Below are 19,905 nucleotides of genomic sequence, written 5' to 3' on the forward strand. Positions count from 1 at the left end.
AGGATGAGCGGATATGCAAACTAGAAATAATAAACGTAAACTAGGATGGTTTGGGTGGAGTTTAATAAGTATCTTTTCCATTGCAATCATCGCTTCATTACTACTCTTTTTTAATGTCTTTAATATCACCAATGTTTTTACAATAGAAGATTTGGAAGAAGCACAAGAAGAAAAACAAACAGAGGCACAAGAAGTAGACACAGAGACGGAAAAGGAAATTGAGGAAGTGCAAAACACGGTCGGTGTTCAGCATGAGGAGATGGGTAGCTTTATAGCAGAAACCCACGTATTCTATAATAATAAAACGGGATATGGAAATATAAATAGTCTCGATTGGGATGAGCAAGCAGATCAGGCAGAAAGAATTATCGAAACAATTGATGCTCATATTGATAACGTGCAAAGTGACGCACTAAAGGAAGACCTTCAAGCAATTCGAGAGCTTGCATCAAATTCCATAACAGATAAAGAAAAGGATCAGGTTAGAATGCTGCATCGCTATTTTCATGACCTTGATATAGCGTTGAATCACTATAATGGATATGATAAGATTTGGAATGTAACCGAAACGTTAAAATAGTAAATCGCTATTCATTCACTTAGCAGGTATGATAATCTTGTAGAGGACATTGTGAAAGAAGGAGAAATGAACATGGATAAAACATTGATTTTTGGACATAAGAACCCGGATACGGACACGATTTGTTCAGCACTTGCCTATGCTGATCTTAAAAAGAAGCTTGGTGTTAATGCAGAACCAGCTCGACTTGGTGCAGTAAGCAAAGAAACACAATACGCACTAGATCATTTTGGTGTACAGGCTCCAGCCTTAATTGAAACGGTTGGTACGGATATTAAAGATGTTATTTTAGTTGACCATAATGAATTCCAACAAAGTGTCGAAAATATAAAAGATGTACGAATTGCAGAGGTTATTGACCATCATCGTATTGCTAATTTTGAAACAAGGGAACCATTATTCTTTCGCGTAGAACCTGTTGGATGTACTGCGACAATCTTAAATAAAATGTACAAAGAAAACGGAGTTGCTGTTTCAAAAGAAATCGCTGGATTGCTTGTATCAGCAATTATCTCGGATTCACTTTTACTAAAATCTCCTACTTGCACAAAAGAAGATATAGAGGCAGCATATGAATTGGCAGAGATAGCTGGAGTTAATTTGGAAACTTATGGACTAAAAATGCTTCAAGCTGGGGCAGACCTTAGCGACAAATCCGTAACAGATCTTCTGACAATGGATGCAAAAGAATTTGCAATGGGTGATGCAAAAGTAGAGATTGCGCAAGTAAACGCTGTTGACACAAAGGAAATTTATAAATTCCAAGACGATATCGATACAGAAATTGCACAACTTATTAAAGACAAGAACTTAGATCTATTCCTGTTCGTTGTAACAGATATTCTTAATAACGACTCTGAGGTGCTAGCGCTAGGAGAAGGAAAAGGAAAAGTTGAGCAGGCCTTTAATGTGTCACTTGATGAAAACAATCGTGCATTGCTAAAAGGTGTTGTATCACGTAAAAAACAAATTGTTACAGCACTAACAGACGCATTTACACAATAAATGATAATAAAGAAGCTAACGACGGCCGCAAAAAACCGTCATTAGCTTCTTTTTTGTTTCGTCTTATTGGAATTACGAAAATACCTCTTCCCCTATTTTAAATTGCGCGAGAGCTTCTTGGTCAATCACATAGCCGATTCCCTGGGAGGTCGGTACTTTAATAATACCTTTTTCTGCGATGACCTCTGGTTTTATAATATCCTTTTCCCAATAGTTAGCAGAACCTGCGTTATCTCCTGGAAATTCGAATCCTGCAAGGGAAGATAAGGCAATGTTTTGTGCTCTTCCCACCCCTGCTTCAAGCATGCCACCACACCAAACTCCGACGCCCTTGGCCACGCAATAATCATGAATTTGCTTTGCAACTGTTAGGCCGCCAACACGTCCAGGTTTAATATTAATCACCTTGCAGCTTCCAAGCTCAATTGCTTTTTTTGCATCTTCTAAGGAATGAATGCTTTCATCAAGACAAATTGGTGTGTTAATGACAGATTGAAGTTTTGCATGGTCTACAATGTCATCATGTGCTAACGGTTGCTCCATCATTAATAATTGAAAAGCATCTAACTCCTTTAAGTGTGCCATATCTTCTAACGTATAAGCAGAATTCGCATCCACCATGATAGGCAAATCGGGATAATGGCTTCGTACCTCTTTTAAAACTTCTATGTCTTGACCGGGTTTAATTTTCAATTTCACTCGTTTATATCCTTGTTCTATGCTTGTTTCTATTTTTTTTAGTAATTGTTCTATCGTAGGCTGCATACCTATTGCAATTCCCGCTTCGACCTCTGCTCTTGTGCCACCAAGTGCCTTTGCAAGCGACATACCTTCCTGCTTTGCGTACAAATCCCAAACTGCACCTTCTAAGGCAGCCTTTGCCATGTTATTTCGCTTTACCGATTTGAAAAGCTTGGACACATCGTCTGGATGCTCAATAGGATTATTTAACAGTAGAGGGATTAAAAAATCTCTCATCATATGTCCGTTGGATTTAAAAGTTTCTTCGGTATACCAAGGTGCGGTAAATGCAACTGATTCTCCGTAGCCTTGGTGACCTTCCCCATCATCCATTTCAATTATATAAAAATCTTTATTTTCTACAGTGCCAAAGCTAGTTGTAAAAGGGTGTTTAAGTTTCATCTGTAAATGATGTAAGGTGATTTGCTTGATTGAAATTGTCATCATATCCCTCCTATCTATTAGTGTACACCGTTCACCCCTGGCGAAAAAGTTTAACCAATATGGCATAGGGGAATTTTACTACCTGAGGTATTGTTAGGAGGTTATAAACATGTCAGATAAATTTGATGTTATTGTCATCGGAACAGGACCAGCCGGGTCTTCTGTCGCAACTTCTTGTGCTAAGGAAGGAAAGCGTACTGCGATAATCGATGAAAGCGATTATGGTGGGACTTGTCCGTTAAGAGGATGTAATCCAAAAAAAGTGTTGGCAAGTGTTTCGACGATGGTGGATGAAACAGAGCGGATGCAAGGGAAAGGAATACAAGAGCCAGCTTCAATAAATTGGCAAGATTTAATGGAATTTAAACGTTCTTTTACAGAACCTGTCCCAGAGGCAAAGGAAAAAAGCTTTAAAAAGGCAGGAATAGAAACCTTTCACGGAAAGGCAACGTTTACAGGTGAAAAATTACTAACGGTAAATGATCAAGTATTAGAAGCAGAAAGGATTGTCATTGCAACAGGGGCTCGACCTGCACCATTACCAATTGAAGGAGCTGAGCATTTAACCTACAGTGAGGATTTTCTAGAACTTGATCAGCTTCCAAAGCGAATTATTTTTGTAGGCGGAGGCTATATATCCTTTGAATTCGCCCATATTGCCGCTAGAGCAGGAAGTGATGTGCACATTATTCAACGAGGAAACCAGCCATTAAGCGCATTTGATCCAGATATGGTCAACTTGTTACAAGAAAAATCTAAGGAAATAGGGATTACCATTCATTTGAATAGCTCGGTAAAAGCAATTGAAAAAAATGATACGGAATATGTTGTAAAAGCTGACCAAGATAAGGGCGAAGTTTCCTTCCTAGGAGATCTAGTCGTACATGGAGGGGGACGTGTTCCACAAACAGAAGATTTACAGTTAGAAAAAGCGAACGTGGAGTATAGCAAGTCAGGTATAGCTGTGGACACCACATTACAAAGTGTTAGTAATCGTCATATATACGCAATAGGAGATGTTGCAGACACGAAGGGGTCTCCTTTAACACCAGTTGGGCAAATGGAAGGACAGGTTGTTACCGAGAATATCCTTCATGGCACAGGAAATAAAGCAAGCTATATGGGTATTCCATCCGTCGTATTTTCAGAGCCGAAGTTGGCTAGTGCAGGGCTAACAGAAAAAGAAGCAAGAGAGGCTGGGTATGATATAAAGGTAAATCACCAGGATGTTTCAAACTGGTTCACTTATAGTCATATCAATGATAAGCCGGCAGCAGTCAAAATTATTTTGGACAAAGAAACGGATTATATCCTAGGTGCCCATTTAGTTGGAGGAAAAGCGGATGAATTGATTAATTACTTTGCAATGGCCATCCAGCTAAACATACCTGCCCACCAACTAAAAAATGTTGTGTATGCTTTTCCAACAGCTGTCTCCGATGTTCCAACTATGCTGTAAAATCCATGCATAATATATGTCTCCTCCTCAAAAGCTAATGATCAACGGAAGGAGGAGAGTAACATGGGAGGAAAGCCAAAAGGGCCGAAGCAGCAGGAAAAGCCAAAGTTACCACAAAGTCCTCAACAGCCGTATGGTGAGCCTTTAAGTGGCTCAAAGCAAGTAAAGAACAAAAACCATTCGAGGCAAAATCGTAACGTTCACCATGATATGTAGGAAGAGAGGTATCCTTAGAGGATACTTCTTTCTTTTTAAGAAAGTTTATGTTCGAATAGAACAACTCACTGATCAGCGTCAAGAGGACGTTGTAGTATAGAACAAGGCAATTTGTTCACATTACCTGCAAGTTCTGCTATCATTTTTAGTAGTGAATAGAAATACGGAAATATACCAAATGTTTAAAGTTTGCTTATAACAGTCGGAAGGGAGACATGCATATGTGGAAGGAATTTAAAGAGTTTGCATTCAAAGGAAATGTTATGGACTTGGCAATTGCCGTTGTAATTGGGGCTGCCTTTAGTGCAATTGTTACATCCTTAGTGCAAAATATCATTACACCAATTGTCGGTATACTGATGAATGGTGTGGATTTTAGTGGTTTAAAATATACATTTGGTGAATCAGAAATATTATATGGTGCCTTCATACAGTCCGTTATTGACTTTTTTGTTATAGCTTTTTCTATTTTTCTTTTTGTTCGTTTGGCGATGAAACTGAAGCGTAAAAAAGAACAGGAAGTAGTGGAGGAAGAAGTACCAAAAGTTAGTGTGCAAGAAGAGCTACTTATGGAAATCAGAGATTTATTGCGAGAACAGAATAAAAAGTAAGTGAGAATTTATGTCTGTGTTTAACTCTGATAATTGGCCCTTAGACAATTTTAATTAATAGGGTTGAGTAACGAGTCAAAATCATTATATGTAAAAAGAACCTTATGCATCCATATGTGCATAAGGTTCTTTTCTTAGAGTGAAATCTATATTTAGTCCCGCCTTAACTGTCAGTAAGACCCCCACTTCAAGAAAGCGGGAAGCAATCAAGGATTCTAAGTGGGGGTGGAAGGGAACGCCCATCAAATGAAGTTTCAATTTATAAAATTTACATGTACTTCTTCTTCGCAATCAGTGTCTGGATGATCAGAAATGCCCCACCTACAGACCAGTATAATGGTAAAGCAGCAGGTGAACTAAAAGAGAAAATCCCGATCATGATAGGTGATAAATAACCCATTATAGCCATTTGCTTTCTCATTTCTGGTGACATGCCAATCTGAGAAACTTTTGCCTGTAAGAAATAGATTAGTACTGCAATAGTAGTTAGCAGTAAATCGGTTTGTCCTAGGTTAAACCAAAGAAATGAGTGGGTTGCAATTTCTGGTGTTTGCCTAATCGCATAGTAAAAACCGAGTAAAATTGGTGCTTGAATTAGCAACGGTAGACAGCCGGAAAGGGAAGCAAGTGGATTAATACCATGCTTCTGATACAGCTCCATCATTTCCTGTTGCATTTTTCTTTGTGAGTCCACATCTTTTTTATCACTGTATTTCTTCTTCAATTCATCCATTTCCGGCTTAACAGTGTCCATTTGCTTTCTCATTTCAGAACTTTTCTTCATTTGATTTAGCATAAAGGGCATAATCGCCAGTCGAACAAGTAGTGTGATTAGAATGATCGATAGACCGTAATTATTTCCCAGGAAATTCGCTGTTTGTACAATAACCATTGAAAAAGGTTCTACAAAATAGCTTTGAAACCAACCAGTTGATTCCTCGCCACCATTACCTTGACATCCTGCTAAAAAGATTAAAAGCGTAGCTCCGATAAAACTGTATTTTTTAAGAAAGGTGAATATCGATTGTTTTTCCATTGTTGTCCTCCTCGTTTGTTGTTCTGCTTATAAAACGAGAAGGAAGGAGCATCTGTATCATCATCCGGGTCGCGAAACCTCATTTTGTGTGATCGCCAGCTCCGTTTTTCAACCATTTCCCCGATTGTTAGGAGCACAGGCAAGGAGCGGACCAAGCGCTCATGTGTATAACGTGTATAAATCTCATTAGACTTTTTCACGGTCCCAAATTGGATATCAAAAGCTCTGTAGGAAAAATATACGGACAGCAAAATACTTAGCATGTAGGCATATACTGGAGAAAAGTCATTTGCCAGCTCAGACATAAATTCAAGAAACAACGATATTCACCTCCTTTATATAATCATTTATAAGTGTTTGTACGTATACAGAGAAAAAAGGTTTCAAAGGTTTTTCGTTTTTTTTGCTATACTTTATTATAATCTATTTTGTTAGAAAGGGAGTAGGGTAAATTCATGGAAATTAGAAGATATGAACCAAAAGATGAAAAAAGTTGGGTGCGCTGCCGAGTGCTATCTTTTTTAGATACGGCTTATTTTGATAATGTCTTGCGCCAAAAGGAACATTATGAGAATCCCTCTATTGAACTCGTAGCAGTTAACGAAGGGAAAATAGTTGGATTACTAGATGCTGAATATGACACACCAGACAACAGAATTTGCACGAGGGAACCAGATAAAGGTGCAATGATCTGGCATATTGCCGTGCACCCTGATTACCAACGAGAAGGGGTCGGAGGTAAGCTGCTGCTGGAGCTAGAAAAGTTAGCAAAGGAACTTGACATTGCTTACATAGAAGCTTGGACAAGGGACGATAACTGGGTAAGAAGTTGGTATGAAAATAATAAATTTATTTTAACCTCATCCTATTTACATGTATTTTTAGAGAGAGATGAACTATCAAGCATACCGACATCCCATAAAAATATGCAGCTCATTCAGGGATGGGCGCATTATACGGGAGAAAATAAACTAGCTATTAAGGAAAAATATAAGCGTGTGCATGAATGTGTTTGTTATGAAAAGAAACTTTGATGAGCAACAGGCTTGCGGCACGAGCAGCGTCTGACTAATTAGCCACAGGCCTGTCCCAAAGAAACAAAACCTATCCGAAGAGAAGCAACACTTCCCAAAAGAGACGCAGCACTTCCGGAAGAGAAGCAACGCTGCGCCAAGAGAAGCAACCTACCATTGAAGAGACGCCCCACCTGCCAAACAGACGCCACAACCATTAAAAAAGACCCATTGCCTCTTCAAATCACCGGCTCTTTCGTCATCTAAATTAACATAAAACAAGAAACAAGAAACCTTTTTTTGTAAAGTTCGTACAATGGATATCTCCCTTACACTGCATAGCCCCCTCATTCAGCAAGTTGATCATCTACTAAAAAGAGTCTGAGAAATGGTCCGTCCCTAGACGGAGTAATTTTCATCCTAAGGATTGTCGTTTACCTTTCTGATTTTAGTTACCATTAAAACAATCAAATAATTACCTTTTAGAAAGGATGGAGGAAATGGATGAGATCATTCAGGTTACTAATCTGAAAAAGACGTATAAGAAAAGGAAAACAAATGAGCTTGTAAAAGCGGTGAATAATATTTCGTTCTCCGTTAAGAAAGGAGAGATTCTAGGATTACTCGGTCCGAACGGTGCTGGAAAGACCTCCACCATAAAAATGATATGTGGATTACTAAAACCAGACGAAGGCACCATCACGATTAATGGGATAAACAACCAAGACAAGCGTTTGAAAGCATTGCAGCATATTAGCTCTGTACTGGAAGGAAATCGTAATCTTTATTGGCGTCTAACCGTTCGAGAAAACATGGATTACTTTGCCGGCAATAGAGGAATCTCGAGAAAAGCCGTTGCTCCACAAATAGACGATCTTTTAACTAAATTTAATTTAAAACAGAAAGAGCATGAGCTAGTAAATCGATTGTCGCGAGGAATGCAACAAAAGCTTGCGATTGCAGTTGCGATGCTAGCCGAGAGTGACGTAATCTTATTAGATGAACCAACACTTGGTCTGGATGTAGAAACAGGATATGAAGTACGGGAAATTCTCCGGGGAATCGTAAAAGATTATAACCGCACAATTATCATTAGCTCTCATGATATGGATGTTATCCAGGATATTTGTGAGCGAACAGTAATTATTAATAATGGTACAGTTGTTACAGATGACCGGATTGAGAATTTACTGCGCTTATTTGCAGTTAAATCCTACACGATTACGCTTGGCAAACCATTAACAAGTCAACAACAGACAAAACTACTTCAATTCTTCCCGACGCTTACATACACCCCAGATACGCATCACCCTACACTAGAAATTGATCTGCAACGTGATGATGAAATATATGATCTGTTTGAAGTGTTAAAAACCGAGAGCACCCCTGTGGAATCAATTGACCGTAAAACCGTTAATTTTGAACAGGTCTTTATGAAAATTGTAAAAGGGGAGGCGGCAGATCATGCGCTGGCTTAATTTATTTAAAGCAAATTTAAGAAAAGAATATTTGGAATTAAGAAGGTACCTACCGAACACTTTAGCGATGATTGTTACCTTTTACGTTATTTTTCTTGGTATGTTTGCCGGGATTCAGTTAATAGGTGATCCGAGCACCCAGGAGGCCAACATTCAGTTTGTGATCGTAAATTATATCTTTTGGTATTTAGCGATGATGGTAGTCAACAACATTGGCTGGGAAGTAACGAATGAAGCGATGCGTGGGACGCTGGAACAATTATGTATGTCACCAATGGGAATTTGGAGAATAATGCTTACACGTCTACTTTCTTCAACATTGGCAAACATTCTTATTATAGTAGCGTTATTGTATATTTCCGTGCTAACAACAGGTCAGTGGCTTAACATAGATATTATCGCGCTCTTCCCTATACTTATTCTATCGTTAATTAGCATGTTTGGACTAGGCTTTATCATTGCCGGACTTTCCATTATATTAAAGCAAGTGCAAGCATTTTTGCAGATCTTGCAGTTTATCTTGGCAGGTCTAACGTTTGTTCCGTTATCCACAGCGCCTTTTCTTGCATACTTTCCCTTTGTGAAAGGAGTAGATATGGTGAGGGATGTGATGATCAATGGTGCCATCTTAACTCAATTAGGGATTGGGAATTTTATCATTTTAGGGGTTAATGCGTTGGTCTATTCCATTATTGGCCTTGCCTTTTTCCTATATTGTGAGAAAGTGGCAATGAAAAAGGGCTTGCTCGCACATTATTAGCCCGTATAGAATAAAATTCTCCCACACTAGGTCGATGCCTTATACATTATCCGGTCACTTGTCATAGGTTATTAGTGAACCTATCACAGGAAAGGGGATTTTATATGAGACATCATGGGCGTCATTGTGGATGCGGCTGCCAGAGACCAAAACAAATAGTCCATCCAACAAAATATAACTGTGTCAACCAATATTCAGAAAGTGTTGTGGAGCATATTCATCCATCACATACGACTGTTATGAACCACCATCTAGTTAAGAACAAACATTTTTACCCACATTCGACTTCTGTCCAAAACACAGCAAATAGCGTTAACGAGTATGGCGGATCATTTAATGTACCAGCACCAGGCCAAGTAGCAGGAGCGATGAGCCCTGGCATGGGGCCGAATGGTCAAGTAGCAGGAGCGATGAGCCCTGGCATGGGACCGAATGGTCAAGTGGCGGGAGCGATGAGTCCAGGCATGGGGCCAAATGGTCAAGTAGCGGGGGCGATGAGTCCAGGCATGGGGAACTGTAATAAAACAGCAGGAGCAATGAATCCAGGTTGGGGCAAACACTGCGGACCTAAAAAGTGGTAAGAACTGAATAAATAATGTTATCTTAAGTGTTAAGGCTGGCGTGAATAGTGTCAGCCTTTTCTTTTATCACGCCTTAACTGGCCGTCTTAACTGGCAGTAAGACCCAAGCGGGAAATCAAGCATTTTAAGTGGGGATCACCTGCCAGTAAAGGTTCAATTCGTTCAACTAACATTTGGTGGGGGAAGAAGGGGAACCCCCCCATCAAATGAAGTTTCACTTTACGATTATTTACGGTGATTAATTATCTTTTTGCTTGGAGGATACATATGAAAATTATAGCAGTGTCTGGTTATAAACCTGCCGAATTAAATATATTTAAAGAGAACGATCCTCGTATTAGTATCATAAAAGCAGCTCTGCAAAAAAGACTCATTCAATTTATAGAAGAAGGTTTGGAATGGGTAATTATTTCTGGACAGATGGGGGTAGAGCTTTGGACAGCTGATATTATCTTTACTTTACAAGAGGAATATGACATTAAGCTGGGCGTATTTCCTCCATTTGAAAACCAGGAAAGTCGCTGGCCTGAGCCCCTCAAGGAAAAATATGAAGAGCTGATGATGCTTGCAGATTTTTTCCAACCAATTTATAAAGGGGACTATAAAGGTGCTTATCAATTTAAGGCTAAAAATATGTGGCTTGTCGACAAAAGTGATGCATGCTTACTTCTTATGGATGACGAATTCCCTGGGAGTAATCGTTTCTTTCATCATGCAGCCAAGGAAGCTGGAGAAGCGTACTCCATTTATACGATTACCCCTGCAGATCTAGATGATATTGTGGAAGAAATACGTATGGCCGATCCAGATTATTGGCAGTGAGCAGATAAAAGGGGAAGTCTTACACCAACCTACCTTTATCCCGACTTATTCAAGCAGGGATTTTTTGCTGAAAAAGCGAATAAAGTGTTAATAGCAAAATGGGAGGTTGGGGTTGATGGATAAAAAGAAGGAACCATTTGAAATCGAAGAAAGATTACAGTATAAGGATCACATGTCTGAGATTATTCAAAAAGCGGAGCGAGAAGGGCATTTTTCAGATCTTCCGGGAAAGGGAAAGCCATTAAAGATTGGCCAGGATTATTTAAACCCAGAAGAAAAGCAACTTTATAAAACCATGAAGGACAATCACGTATTGCCAAGATGGGTGGAACTAGCAAACAAAATTGATTCACTTAAGGAAACTTTACCTGAATTGGGAGGAAAAGAACGCAGCAAGCAAGTAAAGCAGATTAACAAGCTAGTGAAAGAGTATAATTATGCATGTCCACCTTCCTTGCAGCGTAATCGTATTTTAGACTAATTATGGATGAAAGAGGCAAAGTCACAACTGTGAATTTGCCTCTTCTTCTTTTCATCACAAATTTTCCCCCCTCAAGAAAAATAAGTAATATTTCGCCCTTCTAAAGATTGATTAATGTTATAATGTTTGAAAATATTGGAATATAGGTGGGGTAAATATATGAATGCATTTATTCGTTCAATGGAGGAAAAAGATATTTCAGCCGTACAACATGTTGCCAAGACAAGCTGGGGATCTACATATAGAGGAATTATCCCTGAAGCAATCCAACAGAAATTTTTAAGTAACGCCTATAGTGAGGGTATGATGCAAAGAAGGATGGAACGCTCCCTAATATATGTTGCAGAAAGAAACGGGGAGGTTATTGGGTTTGCAAATTTCTCCAGTGTCAAAGAAAATGGAGAAGTGGAGCTTAGTGCTATTTATCTTATCCCGGAAGTGCAAGGAGAAGGTATAGGCACTGCATTATTAGAGAAAGGCCTGAACGAATTGGAAAATGCTACAAAGCTTTTTATTAATGTGGAAGAAAAAAATCAGCTTGGTATGAGATTCTATAAAGCAAAAGGTTTTCAAACACACGGGGCATTTGAGGAAGAATTAGATGACTACATTTTAAAGACCATTCGGATGGTCAAAGAGATAGATTAGAAGATTTCGAAACCAAAGTGAAGTTTAATACGTAGGAAGTAATACTAACGAACTAATAGGTGAGCTTTGGTTATTTATCACCCAAATTTTCGGAATCATATCTATTTTCGGTCGTTGGTAACGAAACAAGGAGTTTCGGTACAAAGGAGGAATTCGTTTGCCTTTAACACAATATATTTATATTCTCACAGGAATTATTGCAGTGATAATGACTGTTTTTATTATAAGAGCTTTTATCAATGGAAAGTGGAAGCTTCGACCCAGTCGTCTGTCGTTAGTTGCTTTTATGGTACTGCTCCTTCATTGGGGATTTGTTCTTGTCGAGGTCTATGATCTGTTTTCGGTCCCGGTCGGAAACTTCCTTTTTGATTTTATATGGTTAAGCACTGCAATATTTTGTTTACTTGCAGCATGGAAGGAGAGCAAGAACAACCAGGCAGTAGCATGGTTTTTAGGAGGTATTTCCGTTATCAGCCTTCTTTTTGGTTTTATCCTTTTCGGGATTTCCGGTATGGAATAAGAAGGCTCATTTTCATCATGGGATAGGAGCTATACATGTATAAGAAAAAGAATCGAAACAAAGAAGATTTAAGTATTATCGGAAAAACAGTCGTTGGATTCCTGCTTGTATTATTGGTGGTCTTTGCTATTTCAGTGCTTATGGCCATTTACTTTTTTGCATCTGCAGGGTTATTTACCGTACTGAACATCACCTATCCTTCCTTAACAGCATTAGCGGGATTTATTATGTTGCTTTTCGGTGTGAGCTTACTTTTTGAGCCGGTATTTAAAGGGTTATACTATTTGGTTGCGGCCTATCTCGGTCGATGGAGAACATTTCTCTATCTTTTATTTGATAGTATTGCTGGATTTCTTGCGATCTATACAGTCGATGAGGTTATGACTTCCATTACAATTCCATTTTCTAAAGAGATACTAATCGCGGTTTTCTTTGCCCTAGTTGAATACGCTTTTGAGGATAAAATGAAAGGAAGAAAATAATGCAGTTATTCCGTTTCGATAAAGAAGTGGGCAGTCACGTTACGCAATATAATTCAGACTTTTGGTTTTCACGAATTCTTCGGACAAATCATACCAAGTTGCAAATCTCCTGTATGACATTGGAGGCTGGTGGCCTGATAGGGGGCCATCTTGCTAAGGTAGACCAACTTCTCTTAATTCTCGAAGGAGAAGGTAGTGTTACGGGTGAGAATAATAAGATGGAAAGTGTTAAAAGAGGAGAAGCCGTTTTCTGGAAAATAGGGGAATGGCATGAAACAAGATCGGAAAATGGCTTGGTTGCCATCGCAATAGAGGGGGAAGAACTGGATCAGGCTATATTTATGAAGGCAAAAGGTGAGAAGTGATCGGAGGTGTAATCCGTGCAAATTAGACAGGCAAAAGTTCTTGATGCCTTAGCTATTGCTCGTGTCCATGTAGACGCATGGCGTTCGACATATGAAGGGATCATTCCTGATGAATATTTACACAAACTCAGTTACGAGGGTCGCACTAAGCTATGGCTGGAAAACTTAAAAACAGATATAGTTTTTGTAGCATTAAATGACCGACATGAGATTGTTGGCTTTGCTACAGCGGGCGTTAAAAAGACAAAGGGCTATGACGTTTTTCAAGGGGAACTATATGCCATTTACATTCTTAAAGAATATCAAGGCATGAGCATAGGGAAACAGCTATTGCACAAAGTCGTCGAGCATTTAAAAACATTAGAGATTAATTCGATGGTCGTCCTTGTTTTAAAAAAAAATCCGGCTGTCCAGTTTTACAAATCACTTTACGCTCGAAAAATTGACAGTCTTACCATTTCAATTGCTGGCAAAACGTTGCAAGAAGAAGTATATGGTTGGGAAGACCTGGAACCTTTACTTGAAGGGAACAAACAATAAAGCCCTTTTCATCACAAGTCACGTCTTTTATAGAAATAGAGGAGGCTAATCATTGAAAACAATTGGCTTAATTGGTGGGATGAGCTGGGAATCCTCAGCTGAATACTATCGAATTTTAAATGAAGAAATGAATAAACGTCTTGGTGGGCTTCATTCAGCAAAAATCATTTTACATAGTGTCGACTTCGAAGAGATTGAGCATTGTCAAAAGGCTGGAGAATGGGATAAAGCCGGAGAAATATTAGCTAACTGTGCGTCTTCACTTGAACGTGCTGGGGCAAATTTTATTTTATTATGCACGAATACAATGCATAAGGTCGTGGAGCAAATGGAGAGGCAAGTTAACATTCCAATTATTCATATTGCAGATGCTACGTCCAAATCTATCCATGATAAAAAAGTTAAGAAGGTAGGCTTATTAGGCACCTCTTACACCATGGAACAGGATTTTTACAAAAAAAGAGTAGCAAATAATGGCATTGAGGTTATCGTGCCAGGTGAAAAAGAACGGGACAAGATAAACTGGATTATTTTTAATGAGCTATGCCTTGGGAAAATTGAGGAAGACTCTAAGGATTACTACAAAGCAGTCATGGAAGCGTTGGTGAACCAGGGGGCAGAAGGTATTATATTAGGCTGTACAGAAATTGGCCTCTTGATAAAAAAAGAAGATTGTCCGGTTCCTGTGTTTGATACAGCTTATATACATGCTATAACAGCAGTAGAAAAAGCATTAGAAGAAGGTGAATTCCATGGGTAAAACCATTTGGAGAGTGGGAACAACCTATTTACCTGTCCAAAATGTGGAGGAATCTACGATATGGTATGAAACGAAACTTGGGGCAATTGTTACTTATAAGGATACTGAAAAAGCAATTATCAACTTCGCTAATCAGAGCTTTTTCCTTGTAAAAGCATCTGAAAACGCTACAGCAAATTTTATAGATGGCGCCGGAAATACTCACTTTTCTTTAACGTTTGAAGTAGATGGAGTGGATGCGCTTGAGGATCTACACCGGCAATTTAACAAAAATGACATAAAAGTGGGAGCAATAGAAGATCGGGGACACCCTGGGAAAAACTTTATCTTTTATGATCCTAGTGGGAATATATTTGATGTTTGGAGTGAATTAAGTCCTGATTTCAAAAATAGATATACTATTTGAACGGGGGCGTTTCATAACATGGAAAAATGGCAGGGGGCTGCTGGGATATGTCTTAACGAACATAATCAATTATTAATGGTTTTACAAGGAAGCTTAAATGAAGAGAAAACATGGTCTGTCCCTTCAGGTATGAAAGAGGATGGCGAAGACTTTGTATCTTGTTGCATTAGAGAAGTAGAAGAAGAAACGGGATATGTAGTGGAAGTGATTGAGAAACTTTTGGTAAAGGAAGAAGAACAAAAAGAACTTTCCCTTCAGGTAAAAGTCCATTATTTTGCTGTAAAGATTACTGGTGGAGCACCAGCCATTCAGGACCCCGACCAGTTAATCTATGAAATTTCCTGGAAATCTGCAGAAGAAGTGGAAAACCTCAACTTAACCTATCCCAATGATAAAGAATTTTTACTTCGCATAATGGCTAGTCATAGCGTTAGATAGCTTTCTTCAATGAAATGGAAAAGAAAAGGGGGAAAAGTATATGCTATTACATATAGAAAAAAACGGGCAAGGAGAACCACTTCTATTTCTCCACACAGGACTTCAAACAGGTGGAGTAGATTTTCCGGCACAAAGAGAGTATTTCCAAAAAGATTATCAAGTTATTCAACCAGATTTAAGAGGTCATGGAAAGTCGGTAACGGAAGATCATTCGAACTTTGTCCAGGATTCTGTCGAAGATCTGAAGGACACCATGGATCATGAGAAAATTGTCTCAGCTCATATTGCAGGGTGCTCAATGGGGGCACTTGTTGCATTGGCTTTTGCCAAGCGATACCCTCGTTATGTGAAGAGTCTAGCGCTCTCAGGAATTTTACCGAGAAAACCTGATAATTGGAATGAACTTAATGAAGAAGATAATAAGCAAGTACATGAGATCGTAAAAAGTGAAGAAGCCATCACCTATTTTAATGAGATACACGAAGGAGATTGGCTTACACTACTAAAATCTACCGAACACCATGATTGGTATCCGTTCGACTTAACGGGGGATCTATCTGATCTTGAAATGCCAACCTTATTTTTAGTCGGGGAGGAAAGTAGTTTAGAAACAAAAGGCGCTGAGGTTTATCCGCAAATGAACGAGAAGATTCATGTGTCGGTTATTCCGTTTGCTGGTCATAATGTGCATCTGGAGCAACCTGAACTATATAATTCTACATATGAGCTTTTCTTAAATAATGTAAAGGATTCGTGAGATAGAAACCTAAGGGAGGGAGATGATGTACAACGCTTTTGACTTGGGTCCATATCTAATTAAAGTCATCTTGCTTCTTATTATTGTGATGATTCTACACTTGTTGGAAAGAAAAGGGTTAAACAAATTATTTCGGACAAATAAAAAGTTCTATTCCTACAATCATGTTAATAGGACGCATCAAGTAATAGATTGGATGTTACGAATTTCTATGGTTTTTCCCCTTTTTTATTTTATCTACCAGGGAAATTGGAAGAATACGGTCTATGCAATATTAATCTTTGCTGTGGTGCAAGAGTCAGTGCGAGCTTTTATGGAATGGAAACATATTAGGTCTAAGAAGTTTCATTATATTACACTTATTGAGCTCGCCATAAGCATTCTATTTATCTTACTTCTTATTTACACAGAAGGTTTTGGGCTGTTTGATATTTAAAAAGAATACAGGTGAAAGTTATGTATAAAGCAGGAAAGCTTTTTGTGCGATCGATCCAACAAAAAGACGAAGGTTCCCTCGTAAAATGGCTATCTAATCCAACAGTTCTAGAGTTTTATGAAGGAAGGGATAAGCCTTATAACCTTAGCATGGTAAGGGAAGATTTTTACGGGGAGGAACCTGACATACATAAGTGTATTGTTGAACATGCAGGCGTCTCTATTGGGTATATTCAATTCTATGAAATTAATGAAAGAACAAGCGATCTTACAGGCTATGATAAAAAAAAGACCGTATATGGTATGGATCAGTTCATAGGGGAGCCTAGCTACTGGGGAAAAGGGATTGGGACAGAACTCGTACAATCCATGCTCCGTCATTTACTTCAGCGAAAACTGGCAGACGTTGTGGTTCTAGACCCTCAGACGACAAACGAAAGAGCAATACGATGTTATGAAAAGTGCGGCTTTAAAAAGGTTAGGAGATTACATGCACATGAGTTTCATGAAGGGAAATATCGAGATTGTTGGTTAATGGAGTATAGAAAGAGAACGGATGGAGGAAATAAATGAAAGCAAAGGGGATTTTAAAACAGTTTGGTTTTAACACAGATCATGAGCCAGAAAGTATCTATGCTTTTTCTCCCGTTTATAGGGTGTCGAAGGAGGGGCAAGAGGACGTAATCATTAAGCAGACACAGCGTCCCTTAGATAAGGCGAGAAGGGTAATGGAATATTTACAAGTATTAAAGAGAAACGGTGTGGGTGTTGTTACGCCAGTTCATTTAACAACAGAAAACCCTCAACAGATAGAAGAGGAAGTATATGTAGCTTACCCGTTCATTACAGGAAAAGAATATACAGGTACGGATAAAGAAATCTATGAGGCTGGAAAACTACTTGGGAAGATACATGCTCTTTCACCAAACGCCAATGACTACCAATTAAGCACTTATGAAGTATATGATTTTAATTTCGACGAAGTTGCCGAGAGTATGGAAGCGATTCGTAAGCATGTTCAGTCTTATAAAGTGGAAATAGCACTTGATCATTTGGAAAGAAAATTTCTCCAAGCTGTCCAACAACAGGATGAATTAAAGGTGACTGGCTTGCCACATGTTATGACCCCACATGATTACAAAGCAAACAATTTAATTTACACCCCATCTCCTTATTTAATAGACCCTGACAATGCGATATGGATACCGAGGATTTTTGATTTAGCGTTGGCATTGCTTCTTTTTCACAATGAATTGGCCAGCGCACCAGACAAACTTTTCACACCAGCTCAGTGGAATTTATTTATGAAGGGTTATTCGACATTTGTTGAGCTGACAGAAATGGAAGAGCTCTATTGGGAAATGGCGCTCGATCATGTATTTCTTGATGAGGTAATGTGGCTAATGGCAGATGTCCCAGAAGATTGGGAGAGAGAAGAACAACGCAGATTATTTGAAAGCATCGTAAGCACCATGAAAGACCCTTCTAATTATATTTTAAGAAGAGAGTAATAAATGGTAGCGATAGCTAGAACAATATTGGCTGTTATGTTGTAATACTCGGGACCTACATCATCATTTTAGAGAATACATTCATGCTGGTATATAAACTGTTCCTGTTAACTGGAGTAATGATCACCATAGCTTTGGAAGCATGGAAACATGGTAGAACGGGAATGAGTGTTGTAAGCGTTGTTGTATCTGTCCTATTATCGTGTGTTTCTATATAGTCTAGTAGTTTCATAGCATGCTTATGATGCTAGTTTTATCATGCTCTTTTACTAGAGAAGTTTAAAAAACAGCAATCTATAGGCATTTTGCCAGGGAAGCTTTTCTACTAAGAAATTTCATTCGTTATTAACCTTCTATTAATTCTCTTTTAAAATTACCCAGTTATGATTGTACTGAGTTAAATTTGAAAGGAGAGGTAGCATGTTTAAAAAAGTTGGAGTTGTGGCATTAAGTGCAGGGCTGATGTTTTCTGCAATGGGGTCGGTACCTTCAGTAGAGGCTGGTAAACCTGAATGGGCAGGTAAAGGAAAACCTGATTGGGTAGAGGCTAAAAAAGGGAAAGATGACGTAGAGAATGTAATCTACATGATTCCGGACGGATTTAATGCCGACTATGCGAAAAATTATCGCCTCTATAAAGGGGTGGATGCTGTATGGGACAAGCATTTAAAAGGAATGTACTCGACTTATTCTGCTAATTCCAATATTACAGACTCTGCCGCAGCAGGGACAGCTATGGCTACAGGAGTTAAAACAAATAATGGAATGATTAGCCAAAACCCTGATGGCGAAGAACTGGAAACGATACTGGAGGCTTCCCAGGACGAAGATATGTCTACAGGGTTAGTGGCGACTTCAACTATTACACATGCTACACCTGCTGCATTTGCTTCCCATGTAGAGAGCCGTAATAACCAGACGGAAATAGCCAGTCAAATGATTGCTAATGAAGTAGATGTAATGCTTGGTGGCGGAAAAAATAATTTTGTTCCCGAATCAATGGGTGGAAACCAGGAAGAGGATAATGTATTAGAAGAGGCGGAAGACAAAGGGTATGAGCTCGTTGAGACTCGGGACGAACTAATGAATCAAAATGATATCGCCTTAAATAAAGGAGATAAATTACTAGGTTTATTTGCAGACGATGCATTAGCTGATGAAATGTCGCGGGAAAAGGATGTGCAACCAAGTCTAGAAGAAATGACAGAATCAGCACTGGAAGTATTAAAACAGGATAAAGATGGTTTCTTTCTCATGGTTGAAGGAAGCCAAATTGACTGGGCAGGCCATGATAATGATGCTGGCTGGGCAATGAAAGAAGTGGAAGCATTTGAACAGGCTGTAAAAGCAGCTCTGGAATTTGCTGAAGAAGACGGCGAAACACTTGTTGTAATCGGCGGAGACCATGAAACTGGTGGCATGACAACTGGGGTAAATGGTGGTCCAGCTTCTGCATCTCCTGAAGCCTTAAAAAATGTAACTGCAACAGGGGCTAAAATGGCGTCTGAATTAAATGAAGATCGTTCAAATGCTATGGATGTTCTCAAAACATACACTGATTTCGATTGGAGTTACATGGAGGTAAAACAGGTTCAAGATGCAGAGGTTCCTGCTTTAACAATTAATCATCTGATCAGTAAACGAGCAAATATTGGCTGGACAAGTACGAACCATACCGCTGTGGATGTGCCGCTTTATGTATATGGCCCAGGAGCAAATGACTTCACAGGCTTTCATGACAATACTGATTTACCAAAAATGATAGCTGAATCCTTAGGTGCCAGCTTAGATAATGAATAAAGTAAATACATGTATA

27 protein-coding genes are annotated in these 19,905 nt (G+C 38.9%); 24 read left to right on the top strand and 3 right to left on the bottom strand.

The window, feature by feature from the left end; all coding sequences use genetic code 11:
- Nucleotides 1-13 precede the first annotated feature (13 nt).
- Together LG273_RS05445 and LG273_RS05450 are read left to right on the top strand one after the other, a co-directional pair.
- Nucleotides 14-580 carry a hypothetical protein gene (locus tag LG273_RS05445; protein ID WP_404458491.1) on the top strand — a complete coding sequence of 189 codons (567 nt, stop codon included), beginning with the start codon at nt 14-16 and terminating at the stop codon, nt 578-580.
- Nucleotides 581-652: 72 nt separating this feature from the next.
- On the top strand, nt 653-1,585 hold the full coding sequence (locus LG273_RS05450) for a manganese-dependent inorganic pyrophosphatase (RefSeq protein WP_404458493.1): 933 nt from the start codon (nt 653-655) through the stop codon (nt 1,583-1,585).
- 72 nt (nt 1,586-1,657) lie between these two features.
- On the opposite strand, the gene menC is transcribed toward LG273_RS05450, so the two are convergent.
- Nucleotides 1,658-2,770 (bottom strand): o-succinylbenzoate synthase, encoded by a 1,113-nt coding sequence (gene menC, locus LG273_RS05455; RefSeq protein WP_404458495.1) that lies wholly within the window; start codon nt 2,768-2,770, stop codon nt 1,658-1,660.
- A gap of 109 nt (nt 2,771-2,879) precedes the next feature.
- Here menC and LG273_RS05460 point away from each other — a divergent pair, with 109 nt between their 5' ends.
- From LG273_RS05460 to mscL, 3 genes are all read left to right on the top strand, one after another.
- Complete coding sequence (locus LG273_RS05460) at nt 2,880-4,229, top strand: dihydrolipoyl dehydrogenase family protein (protein ID WP_404458497.1); 1,350 nt, start codon at nt 2,880-2,882, stop codon at nt 4,227-4,229.
- Between the two features lie 63 nt (nt 4,230-4,292).
- A complete protein-coding gene (locus tag LG273_RS05465) occupies nt 4,293-4,445 on the top strand; it encodes a small acid-soluble spore protein P (protein ID WP_058949927.1) in 153 nt (50 codons plus the stop codon).
- Between the two features lie 221 nt (nt 4,446-4,666).
- Entirely contained in the window at nt 4,667-5,056 is a 390-nt protein-coding gene (gene mscL / locus LG273_RS05470) for a large conductance mechanosensitive channel protein MscL (RefSeq protein ID WP_379563065.1), read from the top strand.
- Nucleotides 5,057-5,324: 268 nt separating this feature from the next.
- Here mscL and yidC read toward each other — a convergent pair whose 3' ends face one another.
- Both yidC and LG273_RS05480 read right to left on the bottom strand, forming a co-directional pair.
- A complete protein-coding gene (gene yidC / locus LG273_RS05475) occupies nt 5,325-6,092 on the bottom strand; it encodes a membrane protein insertase YidC (RefSeq protein WP_379563067.1) in 768 nt (255 codons plus the stop codon).
- Entirely contained in the window at nt 6,029-6,412 is a 384-nt protein-coding gene (locus tag LG273_RS05480; protein WP_404458500.1) for a hypothetical protein, read from the bottom strand. Before LG273_RS05480 ends, yidC begins: the two co-directional genes overlap by 64 nt.
- A gap of 135 nt (nt 6,413-6,547) precedes the next feature.
- Here LG273_RS05480 and LG273_RS05485 point away from each other — a divergent pair, with 135 nt between their 5' ends.
- The 19 genes from LG273_RS05485 (at nt 6,548) to LG273_RS05575 (ending at nt 19,889) form a co-directional block, all read left to right on the top strand.
- The gene (locus LG273_RS05485) at nt 6,548-7,126 is read left to right on the top strand and encodes a GNAT family N-acetyltransferase (RefSeq protein ID WP_404458502.1); all 579 of its coding nucleotides are present in this window, start codon (nt 6,548-6,550) and stop codon (nt 7,124-7,126) included.
- 479 nt (nt 7,127-7,605) lie between these two features.
- Nucleotides 7,606-8,583 carry an ABC transporter ATP-binding protein gene (locus LG273_RS05490; protein ID WP_379563072.1) on the top strand — a complete coding sequence of 326 codons (978 nt, stop codon included), beginning with the start codon at nt 7,606-7,608 and terminating at the stop codon, nt 8,581-8,583.
- A complete protein-coding gene (locus tag LG273_RS05495) occupies nt 8,570-9,343 on the top strand; it encodes an ABC transporter permease (protein ID WP_404458504.1) in 774 nt (257 codons plus the stop codon). The genes LG273_RS05490 and LG273_RS05495 overlap by 14 nt, the downstream gene beginning before the upstream one ends.
- Nucleotides 9,344-9,447: 104 nt before the next feature.
- Nucleotides 9,448-9,924: a CotD family spore coat protein gene (locus tag LG273_RS05500; protein ID WP_404458506.1), complete on the top strand. Its 477-nt coding sequence runs from the start codon at nt 9,448-9,450 to the stop codon at nt 9,922-9,924.
- A 267-nt stretch (nt 9,925-10,191) separates the two neighbouring features.
- Nucleotides 10,192-10,746, top strand: coding sequence for an SLOG family protein (locus tag LG273_RS05505; RefSeq protein ID WP_404458508.1), 555 nt, complete (start codon nt 10,192-10,194; stop codon nt 10,744-10,746).
- 115 nt (nt 10,747-10,861) lie between these two features.
- Nucleotides 10,862-11,227, top strand: a complete 366-nt coding sequence (locus LG273_RS05510) for a DUF1992 domain-containing protein (RefSeq protein WP_404458510.1) — start codon at nt 10,862-10,864, stop codon at nt 11,225-11,227.
- Between the two features lie 159 nt (nt 11,228-11,386).
- Nucleotides 11,387-11,875 carry a GNAT family N-acetyltransferase gene (locus LG273_RS05515; RefSeq protein WP_379563082.1) on the top strand — a complete coding sequence of 163 codons (489 nt, stop codon included), beginning with the start codon at nt 11,387-11,389 and terminating at the stop codon, nt 11,873-11,875.
- 157 nt (nt 11,876-12,032) lie between these two features.
- Entirely contained in the window at nt 12,033-12,395 is a 363-nt protein-coding gene (locus LG273_RS05520) for a hypothetical protein (RefSeq protein ID WP_404458512.1), read from the top strand.
- Nucleotides 12,396-12,430: 35 nt separating this feature from the next.
- Nucleotides 12,431-12,877 carry a YrvL family regulatory protein gene (locus tag LG273_RS05525; protein ID WP_379563086.1) on the top strand — a complete coding sequence of 149 codons (447 nt, stop codon included), beginning with the start codon at nt 12,431-12,433 and terminating at the stop codon, nt 12,875-12,877.
- The gene (locus tag LG273_RS05530; RefSeq protein WP_404458515.1) at nt 12,877-13,242 is read left to right on the top strand and encodes a cupin domain-containing protein; all 366 of its coding nucleotides are present in this window, start codon (nt 12,877-12,879) and stop codon (nt 13,240-13,242) included. Before LG273_RS05525 ends, LG273_RS05530 begins: the two co-directional genes overlap by 1 nt.
- 15 nt (nt 13,243-13,257) lie before the next feature.
- Nucleotides 13,258-13,782, top strand: coding sequence for a GNAT family N-acetyltransferase (locus LG273_RS05535; protein WP_404458516.1), 525 nt, complete (start codon nt 13,258-13,260; stop codon nt 13,780-13,782).
- Between the two features lie 52 nt (nt 13,783-13,834).
- A complete protein-coding gene (locus LG273_RS05540) occupies nt 13,835-14,542 on the top strand; it encodes an aspartate/glutamate racemase family protein (protein WP_404458518.1) in 708 nt (235 codons plus the stop codon).
- Nucleotides 14,535-14,948 carry a VOC family protein gene (locus LG273_RS05545; protein WP_404458520.1) on the top strand — a complete coding sequence of 138 codons (414 nt, stop codon included), beginning with the start codon at nt 14,535-14,537 and terminating at the stop codon, nt 14,946-14,948. Before LG273_RS05540 ends, LG273_RS05545 begins: the two co-directional genes overlap by 8 nt.
- A gap of 18 nt (nt 14,949-14,966) precedes the next feature.
- The gene (locus LG273_RS05550; RefSeq protein ID WP_404458522.1) at nt 14,967-15,386 is read left to right on the top strand and encodes an NUDIX hydrolase; all 420 of its coding nucleotides are present in this window, start codon (nt 14,967-14,969) and stop codon (nt 15,384-15,386) included.
- A gap of 40 nt (nt 15,387-15,426) precedes the next feature.
- Nucleotides 15,427-16,143 (top strand): alpha/beta fold hydrolase, encoded by a 717-nt coding sequence (locus LG273_RS05555; protein ID WP_404458523.1) that lies wholly within the window; start codon nt 15,427-15,429, stop codon nt 16,141-16,143.
- Between the two features lie 25 nt (nt 16,144-16,168).
- Nucleotides 16,169-16,579: a DUF4181 domain-containing protein gene (locus LG273_RS05560; protein ID WP_379563100.1), complete on the top strand. Its 411-nt coding sequence runs from the start codon at nt 16,169-16,171 to the stop codon at nt 16,577-16,579.
- 20 nt (nt 16,580-16,599) lie between these two features.
- Entirely contained in the window at nt 16,600-17,151 is a 552-nt protein-coding gene (locus LG273_RS05565; protein ID WP_379563102.1) for a GNAT family N-acetyltransferase, read from the top strand.
- Nucleotides 17,148-18,089 carry a phosphotransferase gene (locus LG273_RS05570; protein WP_404458525.1) on the top strand — a complete coding sequence of 314 codons (942 nt, stop codon included), beginning with the start codon at nt 17,148-17,150 and terminating at the stop codon, nt 18,087-18,089. Before LG273_RS05565 ends, LG273_RS05570 begins: the two co-directional genes overlap by 4 nt.
- 420 nt (nt 18,090-18,509) lie before the next feature.
- Nucleotides 18,510-19,889, top strand: coding sequence for an alkaline phosphatase (locus tag LG273_RS05575; protein ID WP_404458527.1), 1,380 nt, complete (start codon nt 18,510-18,512; stop codon nt 19,887-19,889).
- Nucleotides 19,890-19,905 lie beyond the last annotated feature (16 nt).

This window comes from Oceanobacillus kapialis (assembly GCF_044790185.1).
Taxonomy (GTDB): Bacteria; Bacillota; Bacilli; order Bacillales; family Amphibacillaceae; genus Oceanobacillus_B; species Oceanobacillus_B kapialis.